This is a genomic window from Exiguobacterium sp. s75 (assembly GCF_018617145.1).
Classification (GTDB): Bacteria; Bacillota; Bacilli; order Exiguobacteriales; family Exiguobacteriaceae; genus Exiguobacterium; species Exiguobacterium profundum.
Window position 1 is genome coordinate 285,527 of the sequence record NZ_JACSJQ010000001.1, and the last position, 17,101, is coordinate 302,627.

At 50.3% G+C, this 17,101-nt stretch carries 15 protein-coding genes, 1 other RNA gene and 1 other annotated feature; of the genes, 12 read left to right on the forward strand and 4 right to left on the reverse strand.

Annotation, left to right across the window (positions count from 1 at the left end):
* Positions 1-30 precede the first annotated feature (30 nt).
* From KNO68_RS01440 to aspS, 4 genes are all read left to right on the forward strand, one after another.
* Positions 31-2,220, forward strand: coding sequence for a RelA/SpoT family protein (locus KNO68_RS01440; protein ID WP_078146575.1), 2,190 nt, complete (start codon positions 31-33; stop codon positions 2,218-2,220).
* 16 nt (positions 2,221-2,236) lie between these two features.
* Positions 2,237-2,680, forward strand: coding sequence for a D-aminoacyl-tRNA deacylase (dtd, locus tag KNO68_RS01445; RefSeq protein ID WP_078146576.1), 444 nt, complete (start codon positions 2,237-2,239; stop codon positions 2,678-2,680).
* Positions 2,681-2,718: 38 nt separating this feature from the next.
* Positions 2,719-2,953 (forward strand) — a binding site (T-box leader).
* A gap of 43 nt (positions 2,954-2,996) precedes the next feature.
* Positions 2,997-4,277: a histidine--tRNA ligase gene (gene hisS, locus KNO68_RS01450; protein WP_251024899.1), complete on the forward strand. Its 1,281-nt coding sequence runs from the start codon at positions 2,997-2,999 to the stop codon at positions 4,275-4,277.
* Complete coding sequence (gene aspS, locus KNO68_RS01455) at positions 4,274-6,046, forward strand: aspartate--tRNA ligase (RefSeq protein WP_074037459.1); 1,773 nt, start codon at positions 4,274-4,276, stop codon at positions 6,044-6,046. Before hisS ends, aspS begins: the two co-directional genes overlap by 4 nt.
* A gap of 108 nt (positions 6,047-6,154) precedes the next feature.
* On the opposite strand, the gene KNO68_RS01460 is transcribed toward aspS, so the two are convergent.
* Both KNO68_RS01460 and KNO68_RS01465 read right to left on the reverse strand, forming a co-directional pair.
* Entirely contained in the window at positions 6,155-6,376 is a 222-nt protein-coding gene (locus tag KNO68_RS01460) for a hypothetical protein (protein WP_214817443.1), read from the reverse strand.
* The gene (locus KNO68_RS01465) at positions 6,349-6,699 is read right to left on the reverse strand and encodes an iron-sulfur cluster biosynthesis family protein (RefSeq protein ID WP_078146579.1); all 351 of its coding nucleotides are present in this window, start codon (positions 6,697-6,699) and stop codon (positions 6,349-6,351) included. Before KNO68_RS01465 ends, KNO68_RS01460 begins: the two co-directional genes overlap by 28 nt.
* A 119-nt stretch (positions 6,700-6,818) precedes the next feature.
* Here KNO68_RS01465 and KNO68_RS01470 point away from each other — a divergent pair, with 119 nt between their 5' ends.
* On the forward strand, positions 6,819-8,531 hold the full coding sequence (locus tag KNO68_RS01470; protein WP_074037457.1) for an ABC transporter ATP-binding protein: 1,713 nt from the start codon (positions 6,819-6,821) through the stop codon (positions 8,529-8,531).
* Between the two features lie 101 nt (positions 8,532-8,632).
* Positions 8,633-9,673: an alcohol dehydrogenase family protein gene (locus tag KNO68_RS01475; protein WP_215111967.1), complete on the forward strand. Its 1,041-nt coding sequence runs from the start codon at positions 8,633-8,635 to the stop codon at positions 9,671-9,673.
* Positions 9,674-9,698: 25 nt separating this feature from the next.
* On the opposite strand, the gene KNO68_RS01480 is transcribed toward KNO68_RS01475, so the two are convergent.
* The gene (locus tag KNO68_RS01480) at positions 9,699-10,346 is read right to left on the reverse strand and encodes a YczE/YyaS/YitT family protein (protein WP_214684601.1); all 648 of its coding nucleotides are present in this window, start codon (positions 10,344-10,346) and stop codon (positions 9,699-9,701) included.
* 342 nt (positions 10,347-10,688) lie between these two features.
* On the opposite strand from KNO68_RS01480, the gene KNO68_RS01485 reads away from it, so the two are divergent.
* The 3 genes from KNO68_RS01485 (at position 10,689) to KNO68_RS01495 (ending at position 13,027) form a co-directional block, all read left to right on the forward strand.
* Positions 10,689-11,903, forward strand: a complete 1,215-nt coding sequence (locus KNO68_RS01485; RefSeq protein WP_214872800.1) for a DASH family cryptochrome — start codon at positions 10,689-10,691, stop codon at positions 11,901-11,903.
* Positions 11,904-11,977: 74 nt separating this feature from the next.
* A non-coding RNA gene (gene ssrS, locus KNO68_RS01490) (6S RNA) lies at positions 11,978-12,164 on the forward strand.
* A gap of 95 nt (positions 12,165-12,259) precedes the next feature.
* Entirely contained in the window at positions 12,260-13,027 is a 768-nt protein-coding gene (locus tag KNO68_RS01495) for a tRNA threonylcarbamoyladenosine dehydratase (protein ID WP_214684596.1), read from the forward strand.
* 12 nt (positions 13,028-13,039) lie between these two features.
* Here KNO68_RS01495 and KNO68_RS01500 read toward each other — a convergent pair whose 3' ends face one another.
* Entirely contained in the window at positions 13,040-14,356 is a 1,317-nt protein-coding gene (locus KNO68_RS01500) for a replication-associated recombination protein A (RefSeq protein WP_214684594.1), read from the reverse strand.
* Between the two features lie 60 nt (positions 14,357-14,416).
* Here KNO68_RS01500 and cymR point away from each other — a divergent pair, with 60 nt between their 5' ends.
* Genes cymR through mnmA form a run of 3 tightly spaced genes read left to right on the forward strand, consistent with a single transcriptional unit; the run spans position 14,417 to position 17,100 of the window.
* Entirely contained in the window at positions 14,417-14,824 is a 408-nt protein-coding gene (cymR, locus tag KNO68_RS01505; RefSeq protein ID WP_031421454.1) for a cysteine metabolism transcriptional regulator CymR, read from the forward strand.
* Positions 14,825-14,841: 17 nt separating this feature from the next.
* Positions 14,842-15,978: a cysteine desulfurase family protein gene (locus KNO68_RS01510; RefSeq protein WP_214684592.1), complete on the forward strand. Its 1,137-nt coding sequence runs from the start codon at positions 14,842-14,844 to the stop codon at positions 15,976-15,978.
* The gene (mnmA, locus tag KNO68_RS01515; RefSeq protein ID WP_015881190.1) at positions 15,979-17,100 is read left to right on the forward strand and encodes a tRNA 2-thiouridine(34) synthase MnmA; all 1,122 of its coding nucleotides are present in this window, start codon (positions 15,979-15,981) and stop codon (positions 17,098-17,100) included.
* The last annotated feature ends 1 nt before the right edge of the window (position 17,101 follow it).

Genomic DNA, 17,101 nt, shown 5'->3' on the forward strand with positions numbered 1-17,101 from the left:
GGAGCGGTTAGAAAAAGGGTGTCGAATGTTATGACCAAAAAACAAATCGTAAGTATTGAGGATCTTCTCGACGCGCTCGGGGAGTATATGGGTGACGACGATATAGCCGAAGTGAAACGCGCTTACGAATACGCAAAACTTCATCATACCGGTCAGTTCCGACGTTCGGGCGAGCCCTATATCCTCCATCCGGTCCAAGTGGCCGGCATTCTCGTTGATATCGGCTTAGACGCCACAACGATTGTTGGAGCGCTCTTGCATGATGTTGTTGAAGATACGGATATTTCGTTACAGCAATTGACGGACGATTTTGGTCCAGACGTGGCCATGCTCGTTGATGGCGTCACGAAACTTGGTAAGATTAAATATAAATCGAAAAAAGAAGAACTTGCTGAAAACCACCGGAAGATGATTATCGCCATGGCAGAAGACGTGCGCGTGATCCTGATCAAACTTGCGGACCGGCTCCACAATATGCGGACGCTTCAGCATATGCCGAAAGAAAAGCAAGTTCAAAAGGCAGAAGAGACGCTCGAAATCTTTGCTCCGCTCGCGCACCGGATGGGGATCTCGACAATCAAGTGGGAGCTCGAAGATATTTCGTTACGTTATATCAACCCGCAGCAATACTATAAGATCGTCTCGATGATGAAACAGAAACGGACGGAACGGGAAGCACTCGTCACCTCTGTCATCACGGAAGTGAACAGGGTTCTTGAGGAAGTGCATATCGATGCCGACGTGAACGGTCGACCGAAGCACATCTATTCTATCTATAACAAGATGGTGAAGCATAAAAAAGAGTTCAATGAAATTTACGATTTGATGGCGGTCCGCATTATCGTCGATTCGATTCGTGATTGTTATGCCGTGCTCGGAATCATCCATACGCAATACAAGCCGATGCCGGGACGTTTCAAAGATTATATCGCCATGCCGAAGCCGAACATGTATCAGTCGCTCCATACGACCGTGATCGGTCCGAAAGGTGAGCCGCTCGAAGTCCAAATTCGGACGAAAGACATGCATTTCATCGCTGAGTTCGGGATTGCGGCACACTGGGCGTATAAAGAAGGGAAAAACGTCTCGACGAACGGATTCGACGAGAAGATCGCCCACCTTCGTGAAATCCTCGAGCTGCAAAAGGATACGACGGATGCCGAGGAATTCATGGAGTCCCTCAAAGTTGATTTCTTTAGCGACATGCTGTACGTCTTCACACCAAAAGGAGACGTATTCGAGTTGCCGAAGGGCTCAGTCCCAATCGACTATGCGTACCGGATTCATACGGAGATCGGGCACCGGATGACGGGTGCGAAAGTGAACGGCCGGATGGTACCGCTCGACTACAAACTCGAGACGGGTGACATCATCGAAATCATCACGTCGAAGCATAGTTACGGACCGAGTAAGGATTGGTTGAAGCTCGCTGTTTCGAGCCAGGCGAAGAACAAGATTCGTCAATGGTTCAAACGTCAACAGCGTGAAGAAAACGTCGAGAAAGGGAAAGATCTCGTCGAGGCAGAAATCAAGAAACTCGGTTTTGAACCGAAAGAAGTGATCGATGAGCCGGCACTCAGTATCGTCGTCGAGAAGTTCAACTTCGGGAACGAGGAAGAGATGTATGCCGCAGTCGGTTATCAAGGCATCACTGCCGCTCAAGTCGCGCATAAGTTGACGGAGAAGCAGCGCAAAGAGCCGAAACTCGAGCTCTCTGAAGCCATCAGCGAATTGAAAGTCAGTCAGGCGCCGAAGAAGAAAACGGCAGAGGCGGGCGTGACGGTCAAAGGAATCGACAACATGCTCGTGCGCATGAGCCGTTGCTGTAACCCGGTACCGGGAGATGAAATCGTCGGATACATCACCCGTGGACGCGGCGTCTCGATTCACCGGAAAGACTGCTTGAACATCGTCAACGAACAACATCCGGAGCGTCTCCTTGACGTCGAATGGGAAGTCGGACAGGCGAAAGAGAAGAACTATAACGTCGATATCGAAATCACGGGATATGATCGTTCAGGTCTCTTGAACGATGTCCTTCAGGCGGTATCGGCGACGAATACGAATATCGTGGCCGTCAGTGGTCGGGGCGACCAAAATAAACAAGCTCGCATCTCGATGACGATCTCGATTCCGAACGTGAATCACTTGCAGAAAGTTGTCGAGCGCATTAAACAAATCTCAGACGTGTATTCGGTCAGCCGAGTCATGATGACGTGACGAAAGGAAGAGGAACGTGCGTGTATTATTGCAACGAGTGAAAGAAGCATCGGTCACAGTGGAGGAAGAAGTCGTCGGGGCAATCAACGCCGGATACTTGCTTCTCGTCGGTGTGACACATGAAGATACAGAAGAGGAAGTGAACTGGCTCGCCGACAAGGTGACCGGGCTTCGCGTCTTCGAGGACGATCAAGAAAAGATGAACTTATCGATTCAAGATGTGGCCGGTCAAATTTTGTCGGTCTCGCAATTCACATTGTATGGAGATACGATGAAAGGACGGCGACCTGCTTTCACAAAGGCCGCCAAACCGGATATCGCTGAAACGCTCTATGAAAAATTCAATGAGCGACTCCGGTCGAACGGGCTCATCGTCGAGACGGGACGCTTCGGGGCGATGATGGACGTCGCACTTGTCAATGACGGACCGGTCACACTCATGCTCGAAAAAAACGCTTGACAGATGCCGGCTTGATTCGGCATCATGAAGCATATAGTCAAACACCTACGATAAAGAAGAGTACGGTCAACCCACCAGCAAAGAGAGCGATGCCTTGGCTGAAAGCATCGACTGGATGATGACCCGAACGACACTTTGGAGGTGCTCCCTTGAAAACGAGTAGGGGGAGCCGTCTCATCGGGCGTTAACCGATTTCGAGTGGCAGAGTTTCAAGTGATGGCTCTGCAACGAGGGTGGTACCACGGGAAACTGACACAGGCTCTCGTCCCTTTGCGGACGAGGGCCTTTTTGTATTTTTAAGGAGGGAAATGTGATGATGAAAGCACCACGCGGTACACAAGACCTGCTTCCGGGCACGGTCGAGACGTGGCAATATGTCGAAGAAAAGCTTCGCGACATGAGCGCCCGTTATAACTATAAAGAGATTCGCACACCAATCTTTGAAACGACGAACCTGTTCACACGCAGTGTCGGGGAAACGACGGACATCGTCCAAAAAGAGATGTTCACGCTCGTGAAGAAAGGGAAAGACGAGTACACGCTTCGCCCAGAAGGAACGGCATCTGTCGTTCGTGCGTTCGTGACGAACAAACTGTTCGGAAATCCGGACCAGCCGACCAAGCTCTACTACATGGGACCAATGTTCCGCTACGAGCGTCCACAAAAAGGTCGCTTCCGTCAGCTTCACCAATACGGTGTCGAAGCAATCGGTAGTAGTGACCCGGCCGTTGACGCTGAGGTCATCAGCCTCGCCTATTCGATTTACAAGTCATTCGGACTTCAGAAAATCAAAGTCGTCGTCAACTCGCTTGGGGACGCGGAAAGCCGCAACGCCCACCGCGATGCGCTCATCCGTCACTTTGAGCCGGTGGCAGGCGAACTTTGCCAAGACTGTCAGTCACGCCTGTATAAGAATCCGCTTCGCATCTTGGATTGTAAGGTCGACCGCGATCACCCGTCGATGAAGACGGCCCCGTCGATTCTTGAATATTTGAACGAAGAGTCGAAGGCCTATTTCGACCAAGTGCTCGCACAACTCGATGCACTTGGTGTCGCCTATGAAGTCGACCCGACGCTCGTCCGTGGACTCGATTACTACACGCACACTGCGTTTGAAATCATGTCTGAGGCAGAAGGATTCGGAGCCATCACGACACTTTGTGGCGGCGGACGCTATAACGGTCTCGTACAAGATATCGGCGGACCGGACATGCCGGGAATCGGTTTTGGAATCGGGTTGGAGCGTCTCATCCTCGCATTAGAGAATGAAGGAGTCCTACCTGAACTCGAGACAGGACTTGATGTCTTCATCGTCGCCCAAGGCGGAAAAGAAGTCGAATTGACGGCGACACGCCTCCTACAACTCTTCCGCATGGAAGGGTTCAAAGCAGACCGTGATTACCAAGGACGCAAGTTCAAAGGACAATTCAAACAGGCGGACCGTCTGAAAGCCAAGTTCACAGTCATCTTAGGGGATGACGAAGTCGAACGAGGGTCAGCCGCCTTGAAAGATATGACGACTGGTGAACAAGTCGACGTGCCACTCTCGGCCGTCGCAGACAAAATTCGTGAACTATCGGAAGGAGCAGGACAATGATCGGACGCACACATATGAACGGCCGCGTGACAGAGTCACTCATCGGCCAGGAAGTACAATTAAAAGGATGGGTACAAAAACGTCGTGACCTCGGAGGTCTCATCTTCATCGATCTTCGTGACCGCACAGGGATTGTCCAAGTCGTCGTTCGCCCAGAGAACGAAGCGGTCCACCAACTCGCGGAGACGATTCGTAGTGAGTTCGTCCTCGACGTGAAAGGGACGGTTCTCGAGCGTGAGAACAAGAACCCGAACATGCCGACAGGAAATATCGAAGTCATCGCTTCAGAGATCAACATCTTAAACGCTGCGAAGATGACACCAATCCCGATCGGTGACGAAGCGGAAAACGTTTCAGAAGACCTGCGTCTCAAATACCGTTACCTCGACCTTCGTCGTCCGGCGCTCCAAGAGACGTTCCGTCTCCGCTCGAAAACGTCGAACACGATTCGTAACTTCTTGACGGAGCAAGAGTTCCTTGAAGTCGAAACACCGATTTTGACGAAGTCGACGCCAGAAGGCGCACGTGACTATCTTGTACCGAGCCGTGTCCATGGTGGTGAGTTCTATGCACTTCCACAATCACCACAGCTCTTCAAACAGTTGCTCATGGTTGCAGGATTTGACCGTTACTTCCAAATCGCACGCTGCTTCCGTGACGAGGACCTTCGTGCAGACCGTCAACCTGAATTCACACAAGTCGACATCGAAACGAGCTTCATGGACATCGAAGACTTGATGGCGATGATGGAATCGATGATGGGACAAGTCATGGAATCGACGCTCGGTCGTACGGACACGCCAGCGAAGTTCGAGCGGATGACACACGCGGAAGCGATGCGTCGTTTTGGTTCGGATAAGCCGGACACGCGCTTCGGTCTCGAACTCATCGACGTGGCAGACGCTGTGAAAGGTGCTGGCTTTAAAGTGTTCGATGCAGCACTCGAATCAAACGGGCAAGTCAAGGCGATCAACGTCAAAGGTGAGGCGGACAACTTCTCACGTAAAGACATCGACAAGCTTCAAGAGTTCACGGCGGTGTACGGTGCGAAAGGTCTCGCATGGCTCAAAGTGACAGCGGAAGGCTTGAACGGTCCAATCGCGAAGTTCTTTGATGAGACATACGCACAGAAGCTAATTGAAGCCACAGATGCAGAAGCAGGTGACCTTCTTCTCTTCGTCGCATCGAAACCAACTGTCGTTGCAGACAGCCTTGGCGCACTCCGCGTCAAGCTCGGTCACGAACTTGGTCTCATCGACGAGTCGAAGTTCAACTTCCTTTGGGTAACGGACTTCCCGCTCGTAACGTTTGAAGAAGAAGACGGTCGCTTCTATGCGAACCACCATCCGTTCACGATGCCAAACCGTGAAGACCTCCATCTTCTCGAGACAGATCCGGCAAGTGTACGCGCGGTTGCGTATGACCTCGTCTTGAACGGTTACGAACTCGGTGGCGGTTCACAGCGTATTTATGAGCGTGACATTCAAGAGCGCATGTTCAAATTGCTTGGTTTCACACAAGAAGAAGCGGTTGAACAGTTCGGCTTCTTGCTTGAAGCGTTCGAATACGGTACACCGCCACACGCGGGAATCGCACTCGGTCTCGACCGTCTCGTCATGATTCTTGCAGGTCGTTCGAACCTTCGCGACACAATCGCCTTCCCGAAAACGGCTTCGGCAAGCTGTCTCTTGACGCAAGCACCGAGCCCTGTCGCGGACGCGCAACTCGAAGAGTTATCGATTCGTACGGCAATAAAAGAGAAAAAATAACCATAAAAAACGAGGGTTGCCATGGCAATCCTCGTTTTTTTGTATGTGTGAAACGGATTTTGGATTCAACACGAGATGGTAGAAATTTAATTGGAACACATCCTCTTGTTAACGTTTATCTTCTTCTCGCTGCATATATTTCGCTGTTCGCTGCAACGCGAAACCAAACGCAAACAGCGAGGCGATGACTGCGGACATCATATAGACCGAATCGATAAACGCCAGATAGATTCCAAATAGTCCGAGACCGAAACTCGCGAAAAAGAGAATGAGGAGTCTCGGATGTTGTTTCAGTGTCTGTTTCATCGGCTCGGAACGTTCAACTGACATCCTGTGCCGTCCGTCACGAGTAGATTCGAATTGAACACTTGGCCGTCACTCTTCAAGACGAGCGTACGACGGTCTTCGAGGAAATCGATTTTCATCTGTTCATCTAAAAACACTTTTGTCCAGTTTTTGATTAAGATTGGTCCGATGTTTGATTCGATTTCAACGTCTTCCGGAGTCGTCTCGGTTACGTATCGAATCTCAAAGATTCCGCTGTTCCCACAACCACAACCTTCTGTCTCGTAAAAGAGGTGCATCTGTCCTTCGCGTTCGCCTTTCAATGACTCGATTCGTTCGAGGGCACGATTTGTAATGTGTACATGCATGTGTATCACTCCTTACTTTTATTATACGCTGTTTGAAAAAAGAATGAAAAAGGGATGCATCCTGTTTTCCACCTTTCGGAAAAAAGCGTACACTTAATGATGAGAAGGGGGAAGAGAGAATGATTTCACGTTTTTTTAGTTATTATCGACCACATAAAAAGTTATTCCTACTCGATTTTTCATTCGCAATTCTCGTCGGACTGCTTGAACTTGGATTTCCGCTTGCCGTTCAATGGTTCATCGACGACTTGTTGCCGGGTGGGGAATGGAACTGGATTATCATCGTCAGCATCGGCCTGTTGATTCTATACATATTGGCCATGATGATGCAGTACGTCGTCAACTACTGGGGACATAAGCTCGGCATCAACATCGAGACGGACATGCGAGAAGAGTTGTTCACGCATATCCATAAACAGTCGTTCCGCTTCTTTGACAATCATAAGACCGGCCATTTGATGAGCCGGGTCACGAACGACTTGTTCGATATCGGGGAAGTGGCGCACCATGGACCGGAAGACTTCTTTATCGCCATCATGACGTTACTCGGTGCGTTCGGGATCATGTTCTCGATCGACCCTGAACTCGCACTCGTCACCGTTGTCGCAGTACCGTTCCTCATCATCATGATCACGTATGCGAATAAGAACATGAACAAGGCGTGGCAAAAGATGTACACGAATATCGGGGAAGTGAACGCACGCGTCGAGGACAGTGTGTCTGGGGCACGCGTCGTCCAATCGTTTACGAACGAGGCGTTTGAAATCGGACGTTTCCAAAAAGACAACAACTTCTATCGCGGCTCGAAGATTGAAGCGTATCGCGTCATGAGTACGTCACTCGCAGGTATTTATATCACGACGCGTCTTATGACGTTGCTCGTCCTTGTGTACGGGGCGTACTTAACGTACGAGGGTCAGCTATCGTACGGACAACTCGTGGGATTCATCTTGTACATGAATTTACTCATCAAGCCGATTGAAAAGATCACGGCGCTTTTAGAAATGTATCCGAAAGGGATGGCAGGGTTCAAACGATTCACGCAGTTGCTTGATGAAGAGCCGGACATTGAGAACCGAGCGGATGCGACCGAGGTCGAAACGTTGACAGGCGATATCGTCTTCGATGACGTCTCATTCGGCTATTCAGACTACCGCCAAGTGTTGACAGATATTGACTTGTCGATCGAGGCAGGGACGACTGTTGCCTTAGTCGGGACGAGCGGGGCAGGGAAGACAACCATCTGTTCACTCATTCCGCGTTTTTATGACGTCACAAAGGGTGCCATCTCGATTGACGGCATGGATATCCGGAACATGACGAAAGAGAGTTTACGTCGTCAAATCGGAATTGTGCAACAAGATGTCTTCTTATTTGCGGGTACGCTACGGGAGAACATTGCTTACGGGAAACTGGATGCGACCGATGCAGAGATCATGCATGCGGTGGAAAAAGCACATCTCGGCACGCTCGTCGAAGAGCTCGAGCACGGTCTTGATACACAAATCGGAGAGCGTGGACTAAAACTCTCCGGAGGTCAGAAACAACGCATCGCCATTGCGCGTATGTTTTTGAAAAATCCGCCGATTTTAATACTCGATGAGGCGACCTCGGCGCTCGATACGGAGACCGAGGCCATCATTCAGGATTCATTAAATGAACTGGCAGCAAATCGAACGACGCTCATCATCGCGCACCGTTTAGCGACTGTAAGGAATGCCGACCGGATTCTTGTCGTGACGGCAGAAGGAATCGTAGAAGATGGAACGCACGAAGAACTCAGTCAAAAAGGTGGCGTCTTCACGAACCTGTTACAACGTCAACAACTATAAATCGAGGGCTGCCTGATAAAGGGCGGCCCTTTTTTGGCGTGATAACAGCATTTCGTGGGTAAATACTTATGGATGAACGAAAGCGGAGGAGGCAAAATACCATGAAAGCTGTACAAGTCGTAGGATATGGGGACGTTGACCAACTCCAAGTGGTTGATATCCCGAAACCGTCTCCGAAAGCAGGAGAAGTGCTGATCAAGGTACGCGCCTGCGTGATTAACAATACGGAAATATGGATGCGAGAAGGGGCTTATGGAGCTCGGGAGAAGTCAGGATGGCGCCCGGAAGGCGTCCAGTTCCCACGCATTCCCGGTTCAGACATCACTGGTGAAGTCGTCGAGCTCGGATATGGGGTCGACCAAGGGATGATGGGTCGACACGTCGTCTTATTCCCGTTCACCTCGAGCGGACCTGAACGGAAGGAACACTTGTCGGACGATATGTCCTTTATTGGATCAGAGTATGACGGGGGCTACGCGGAGTATGTATCATGGCCGGCTGACCTTTGTTTTGACATGCCGCTTGATGATTTCGTCGAGAGTGCAGTCTTTTCCGTAAGTGGTCTCACGGCTTGGCATATGAACGAGCAGTTACACATCCGTTCCGGTGAGACGATTGTCGTCACTGGGGCAAGTGGCGGGGTCGGCTCACTCAACATCCAAATTGCGGCGAACGTATTCGGGGCGAATGTGTTCGCTATCGTCGGTGATTTGAAAAACGAGCAAGAGTTAAAAGCGCTTGGGGCGACCGAAGTGTTTTCCTACCGTTCTGAGACGCTCGACGATGATATCATCGCTGCGAACGGTGGCCCGGTCGACGCGGTCCTTGATGTCGTGGGAGATGCGCTATTTGATGTATCTCTAAACATCTTGAAAAAGGGAGGGAAGTTCTGTATCTCTGGTTCGGCGGGAGGACAGACGACCCATCTCGACTTCCGGACGCTGTACTTGAAACATATCGCGATGTACGGGTCTGTTCTCGGGACACGATATGAATTCGCGGAGATGTTGCGCTCGATCGCCGAAGGGAAGCTAAAACCGGTCATTGACCGGACGTTCCCGCTTGAAGAGGCACGTGAGGCACAGGCGTATTTTAAACAATCGGGTAAGTTCGGAAAGATTGTGCTCATTCCGAACACATAAAAAGAGAGGAGATCTCCTCTCTTTTTCATGCGAATTTTACTTTGAGACGATCGACATAGGCGATGAACAGGCGGAACCGTTCTAGCCAAAACTGGAAGAATGGACCGATGAGGAAAATCGATAAGACGGTCCCGAAGAAAAGTGGCCCGCCGAGTGCCCAACCGATGAGACAAGCGGTCAGTTCCATCCAAGTCCTCATGGCACGGACGGACGTTTGGAAACGGTCTGCTAAGGCAAGCGTCAATCCATCGCGTGGACCGGCACCGTACCCGACGGCGACATAGAGACCAGCTCCCATTCCCATGACAAATATCCCGAACGTGAGCCAAACGACATTTACAAATAAGCCATCGAATGTCGGGAGCCATTGCTCGTTCAAAATCAGGTTCATAAATACCCCGACAAAGACCGCGTTGACGAGCGTGCCAAATTGAGGCCGGATTCGGTCGAGTATGTATTTGAATAGGACGAGTAGAAGTCCCACGCATAAGATGACTGTCCCGATTGAAATCGGAAGATGGTGAGCGATACCGATATGAAGGACGTCCCACGTGGAAACCCCGAGATTTGCCGTGATCATGATGGATGAACCGAGTGCGAGTAAGAACAACCCGGTCATGAAAAGACCCCATTTGAAGAGAATGCGTAAAAGATGGATGGATCGGACGTGCATGAACATCGCCTCGTTTCAATAGAATGATTGATTTATCTTAGCACAGGCGATTGAAAAACATAAAAAAAACGTCTCAGCTTATTGGCTGAGACGTGAGTTTTATTTCTTCGGTGATTTTTTTGCTTTGTTCTTTTTATAGTAATCGTAGACGAACGGTGCGACCGCCGTCGCAATTTTAATCAATGTTCCCATTTTGCCTTTCTTAGCCATTATGCTACACCCCTTTCTCTTCTAGAAGAATATATTCCACACAATTTGATTTTGAAAACATATTTCAAGCACATTCCAGCCTCATGACGGAGATCATAACCCATCATACTATAGAGTGGAGGAGGTCTATCGATGAAAACAATCATTTGGTACCAAAACGATTTACGTGTTGATGATCATTTGCCGCTCGAAGAAGCACTTCGCCATGACGATCCGATCGAAGGTCATTTTTTCATCAGTCCGAATCAGTTTGTTGAAAATCGTTATGGCGTCATTCCACTCGGGAACGAACGACTGCATTTTCTGAAGGAGTCATTAGAGGATGTGGCCGGCTCACTCGATGCACTTGGAATCCCATTTTACGTGCACGTCGGTCATCCGCTCGAAATGCTCGATCCATCCGACCGTCTCTTGTTTCAACGGGCCATCGGGTACAATGAGCGCCGACGTGAAAATGAAGTGATCAAAAAATGGAAAGGGACGTACGAGACGTTCGAAGGATTTACGTTGTTTGAAAAAGAAGATATCCCGTTTGAGAAAATGCCGTTTCTCTTCACGGAGTTTCGAAAAGCGGTCGAATATGATGTACGTCCCCGAGAACTGATTTCCCGTAAGGCGACGGCTGCCACACGCGAGGTGACGTTCCCATTTTCGATTCAAGAAGTAAAGCAAGACCCGAGGACGGCGTTTCCGTTCAAAGGTGGCGAATTGGCAGCGAAGCGTCGATTGAATGACTATTTGTCCGTGCCGATTCGAACGTACAAAGAAACGAGAAATGGTTTTGGTGTCGATGACTCGACGAAACTATCTTCTTATTTAGCGAACGGCTCGTTATCCCCACGACGGGTATTCTTTGAACTCGAGGCACATGAACGAACGCATGGGGTAAATGAATCAACGTACTGGCTGTACTTTGAACTATTATGGCGTGAGTTCTTTCAATGGGTCGCACTCGAGCAAGGGAAAAAGTTATTTCGATCACAAGGCATCCGGTCGAAACGGAAAGACTGGCGAGTCGATGCGGATGTCATTGAAAAATGGCGAAAGGGAGAGACGGGTGTTGATTTCGTAGATGCGTTTATGCGCGAACTGAATGCGACGGGATGGATGTCCAATCGGGGACGACAAATCGTGGCCAACTATTTCGCAAAGGAGTTGAAACAAGATTGGCGTTACGGGGCTTCCTACTTTGAATCGAAACTAATCGATTACGACGTGGCGAGCAATTGGGGGAATTGGGCGTACCAGGCGGGTGTCGGGAACGACTCGCGCGACCGCCGTTTCAACATCGAGCGTCAACAGTTCACGTATGACCCGGACCGTGCGTTTCGTAACAAATGGTTGTGACCAAACTGTCACGTGAAGTCGGCGTTTCTCATTGACTTCTTTTTACAGAAGCGCTATAGTTAAATCAACAGATGGGATACCTGAGGTGTACGAGAGCCGCCTTCGTTATTTTGAGCCAACACTTTGAATACGGGAGACCGAACTGCTAACCAGATCAACTGCCTCATCACGTGCAGGAGGACTTGTGAAGGAAACGCTAGGTCACCCACCTGCATACGCAGGTTCAAAAGCAAGGCATCGTCACGGCACTCCGGGCCCCATCGATTTTTTTGTAAATACGTCGCGAGACGTCTTTTTTTTGATTATAATTCCGAGTAAAATAGTATGAGAAAATAGAATTAGTTGGAGGAAGAAATATGCTACACCAGTTTTCACGAAATGAATTGGCCATCGGCTCTGAAGGCCTTGATGCTTTAAAGAATAAAACGGTCGCGATTTTAGGCGTCGGCGGTGTCGGCTCATTTGCGGCCGAGGCACTTGCGCGCAGTGGCGTCGGACGCATCGTCCTCGTCGATAAAGATGATATCGACATCACGAACGTCAACCGACAAATCCACGCACTATTGTCGACGGTCGGTCAACCGAAAGTCGAAGCGATGGGGAAACGTCTCCTTGACATCAACCCGGACTTAGACCTCGTCCAATTGAAGATGTTTTATACAGAAGAGACATACGAAGAGTTCTTTGCTCAAAAGATCGACTATGTCATCGATGCATCAGACACGATCATTTATAAAATTCATTTAATCGTAGAATGTAAGCGTCGCGGTATCCCGGTCATCTCGAGTATGGGGATGGCGAACAAAATGGACCCGACACGTATTAAAGTCGTCGACATTAAGGATACGTCATATGATCCAATCGCGAAGATGGTCCGTACCCGTCTACGTAAAGAGAAAATCTACAAAGGCGTCCCCGTCGTCTTCTCAGATGAGTCTCCAATCGTGACACGCGAAGACGTGAACGAGGTCGTCGGGAAGAAAGACGCGCCGATCCGCAAAGCGAAGATGCCACCGAGCTCGAACGCGTTCGTTCCATCGGTTGCAGGGCTTGTCGCTGCCGGCTATGTCATTAACGACTTGCTTGAAAAAGCGGGCGTCGAAATCAATCGCATCCAAAAATAAAACGACGCGGGCTCATTTCGAGTCGCGTCGTTTTTCCCAATAGTCGAGCCGCTTTTGGATTTGTTGCTCAAATCCACGTGGCGTCGGTTTATAGTAATTTGGTCGTTTTCTAGCCAAATTCTCTGGCCAATAGTTTTGAGGAACGAACCCGTCTTTTTCGTCATGTGGATATTTGTATCCGACCCCGTTTCCGAGTTCACGTGCTCCTGGACTATGGGCGTCACGCAGGTGTACGGGTACAGGCCCACCCTCAACTGTCCGGACGTGATGGAGCGCTTTGTCAATCGCGGTGATGACCGCGTTCGATTTCGGTGCGGTCGCCAAATAGAGAACAGCCTCGGCAATCGGGATGCGGGCTTCCGGGAAACCGATGTACTCGCTCGCTCGTGCTGCTGCATCGACGATAAGAAGCGCGTTCGGATCGCTCATTCCGATATCTTCGGCAGCATGGACGTAAAGGCGACGCATGATGAAGCGTGGCGATTCGCCAGCCTCGATCATGACGGCTAACCAGTAAAGCGCAGCATCCGGGTCAGACCCACGGATCGATTTGATGAACGCCGAAATGACGTCATAATGTCGGTCACCCGTCTTATCGTATTTGATCGATTTCTGTTGAATCGACTCTTCTGCGACCTCAAGTGTGATATGAATCTGTCCTTCCACCTCAGGCGTTGTCAAGACGGCAAGTTCGAGTGCGTTCAATAAGACACGGTAGTCACCATCCGCCATTTTGATATAATGGTCTGCAGCAGCTTCATCCATCTTGACGGGATAACTTCCGAGACCACGTGAGTCGTGTAGAGCACGCTCAAGGACGATACGTAACTCCTCGGCACCTGGTGGCTCAAGTCGAAATACGGTCGCCCGTGACAAGAGAGCGGCGTTCACTTCAAAACTCGGGTTTTCGGTCGTCGCTCCGATGAGGACGAGCTTGCCGGACTCAAGGGCCGGGAGGAGCGCATCCTGCTGGAGCTTATTGAACCGGTGAATCTCATCTAAAAAGAGAATCGTCCGTTCGTCCTCATAATCATACCGGGACTCCGCTTCACGAATGACGTTCCGCAATTCATCGAGTTTGGCCGTGACGGCGTTCAATTGGACGAATGTCGCTTTCGTGTAATTCGAAATGACACGGGCGAGTGTCGTCTTCCCGGTGCCCGGTGGACCATATAAGATAATCGTACCGAGTCGGTCGGCTTCGATGGCACGGCGAAGCAGCTTGCCCTCGCCGATGATATGGCGCTGTCCGATCACGTCATCTAACGTTTCGGGGCGCATGCGGTTCGCGAGCGGTCCGCCATTCGATTGATGAAACAAATCAGGCATACGTAACCATTCCTTTCGACAAACGTTTGTTCGATTAGTATAACAGAAGGAGACTTGAAGATGAAAATATCTACAAAGGGCCGCTATGGCTTAACGATCATGATTGCATTAGCGCGTGAAACAGATAACAAGCCGCTCAGTTTAAAGAAGATTGCCGCACGCCATGAGTTGCCGGAGCATTATTTGGAGCAATTGATCGGTCCACTTCGTAACGGGGGACTCGTCAAGAGTGTACGGGGTGCGTACGGTGGCTACCAACTCGTCAAACCGGCAGAAGAAGTGACAGCGGGTGAAATCATTCGCTTGCTCGAGGGACCTTTAGCCATCGTTGAAGATTCTGAAGCAGATGATGCGGTGAAACGCAAGCTTTGGGATAAAATCAAAGAAGCCATCGATACCGTCCTTGACGAAACGACACTCGCGGACCTCGCTGAAGAAGAGTCAGACGGCTACATGTTTTATATTTAAGAACGAGGTGACCTTAGATGAACTATTTTGATCACGCTGCGACGACACCGATGCGACCGGAAGTCCTTGAAGCGATGACACCGTACTTTTTAGAGACGTATGGGAACGCGTCGAGCATCCATGGGATTGGACGTAACGCCCGGGCGGCGCTCGATTCTTCACGTCGCGTCCTCGCGAAGTGGATTGGTGCTTCACCGAACGAGATTGTATTCACGTCAGGTGGGACGGAGTCGGATAACTATGCCTTGTTCGGTGCGGCACATGCCCATCAGGAAAAAGGCAAACATATCATTACGACAAAAGTCGAGCACCACGCCGTGCTTCACGCGATGGAACAGCTCGAGCGTGAGGGCTTCGACGTCACGTATCTCGATGTCGATGTTTCGGGAGCCGTCACTGTCGACGCCGTTCGTTCAGCCTTACGGGATGACACGATTCTTGTATCGATCATGTATGGCAATAACGAAGTCGGGACGCGCCAACCGATTCACGAAATCGGTGAGTTGTTACAAGATCACCAGGCTCTCTTCCATACGGATGCGGTACAAGCGCTTGGTACAGAAGAAATTGATGTGAAGGCGATTCATGTCGATTTATTGTCGGCGTCCGCACATAAAGTGAATGGGCCAAAAGGTATCGGTTTTCTTTTCATGAAAACAGGTGTAAAATTAGCGTCACGTTCTTTCGGTGGACAACAAGAACGTAAACGTCGAGCCGGCACGGAAAATGTTCCGGGTGCCGTCGGATTCCAAAAAGCAGCTGAACTCGTCATGGCAGAGCGTGAAGACCGAGTGACTCTCTATGAGTCGCTCGATTTGGCACTACGTCAGCGTCTTGACGAACTAGGCGTAACTTATGAGGTGAACGGGTCAAATCGTTTACCTCACATCGTGAACTTATACCTTCCTGGAATTGACCTTGAACCCTTCCTCATCATGATGGATATGCGGGGCATGGCGATTTCAAGCGGAAGTGCCTGCACGGCAGGGTCGGTCGAACCGTCCCACGTATTGTCGGCGATGTACGGGGATTCAGAGCGGACGCGTCAGTCTGTTCGAATCAGTTTTGGCCACGGTAACTCGGTCGAGGACGCGAAACGGCTCGCGGAGCGACTACAAGAAGTCGTCTCGACATTTATGAACGGAGTGAGATAGATGAATTTACGCACGAAAGCCCCTGAAGAGACGACGGTCGTCGTCGGCATGTCAGGTGGCGTCGATTCATCGGTGACGGCCCATGTGTTAAAAGAGCAAGGGTATAACGTCATCGGGATTTTTATGAAAAACTGGGACGACACGGACGAGAACGGTGTGTGTACGGCGACAGAGGACTATGAAGACGTCATCGCCGTCGCGAACCAAATCGGGATTCCGTATTACGCGGTCAACTTTGAAAAGGAATATTGGGACCGCGTCTTTGAATATTTCTTAGCGGAGTACCGTCTCGGTCGGACACCGAACCCGGACGTCATGTGTAACAAAGAAATCAAATTCAAGGCGTTCCTTGACCATGCGCTTCGACTCGGTGCCGATTTTGTCGCGACTGGACACTATGCGCAAGTGAAATATGTCGATGGCGAGCACCGTCTGTTACGAGGAAAAGACGACAACAAAGACCAAACGTATTTCTTGAACCAATTGTCTCAAGACCAGCTCGCGCGGACGATGTTCCCGATCGGTCATATGGACAAGAAAGATGTACGTGCGATTGCCGAAGAAGCAGGACTCGCGACGGCGAAGAAAAAAGATTCGACGGGAATCTGCTTTATCGGTGAGCGGAACTTTAAAGAGTTCTTATCGGAATACCTTCCGTCACAGCCAGGAGAAATGCGGACGCTCGACGGTGTCGTCAAAGGACGTCACGACGGGTTGATGTATTATACGCTCGGACAGCGGCACGGTCTCGGAATCGGTGGGGACGGTGATCCTTGGTTCGTCGTCGGAAAAGATGTCGAGAACAATGTCTTGTTCGTCGGACAAGGCTTCCATCACGACGCGCTCTATTCAGATGCGCTTCTCGCTTCGAAACTGTCATGGACGGGAGCCGCTCCTACAGGAGAGTTCCGGGCGACTGCGAAGTTCCGTTATCGCCAACAAGATGTGCCGGTCACGGTCGCTCCACTCGAAAATGGCGAAGTCCTCGTCAAGTTTGACGAGCCACAACGTGCCATCACGCCAGGACAAGCGGTCGTCTTCTATGACGGCGACGTCTGTCTCGGTGGGGCAACGATTGACGAAGCGTACCGCAACGGCAAACGACTCGACTATATCGGATGAG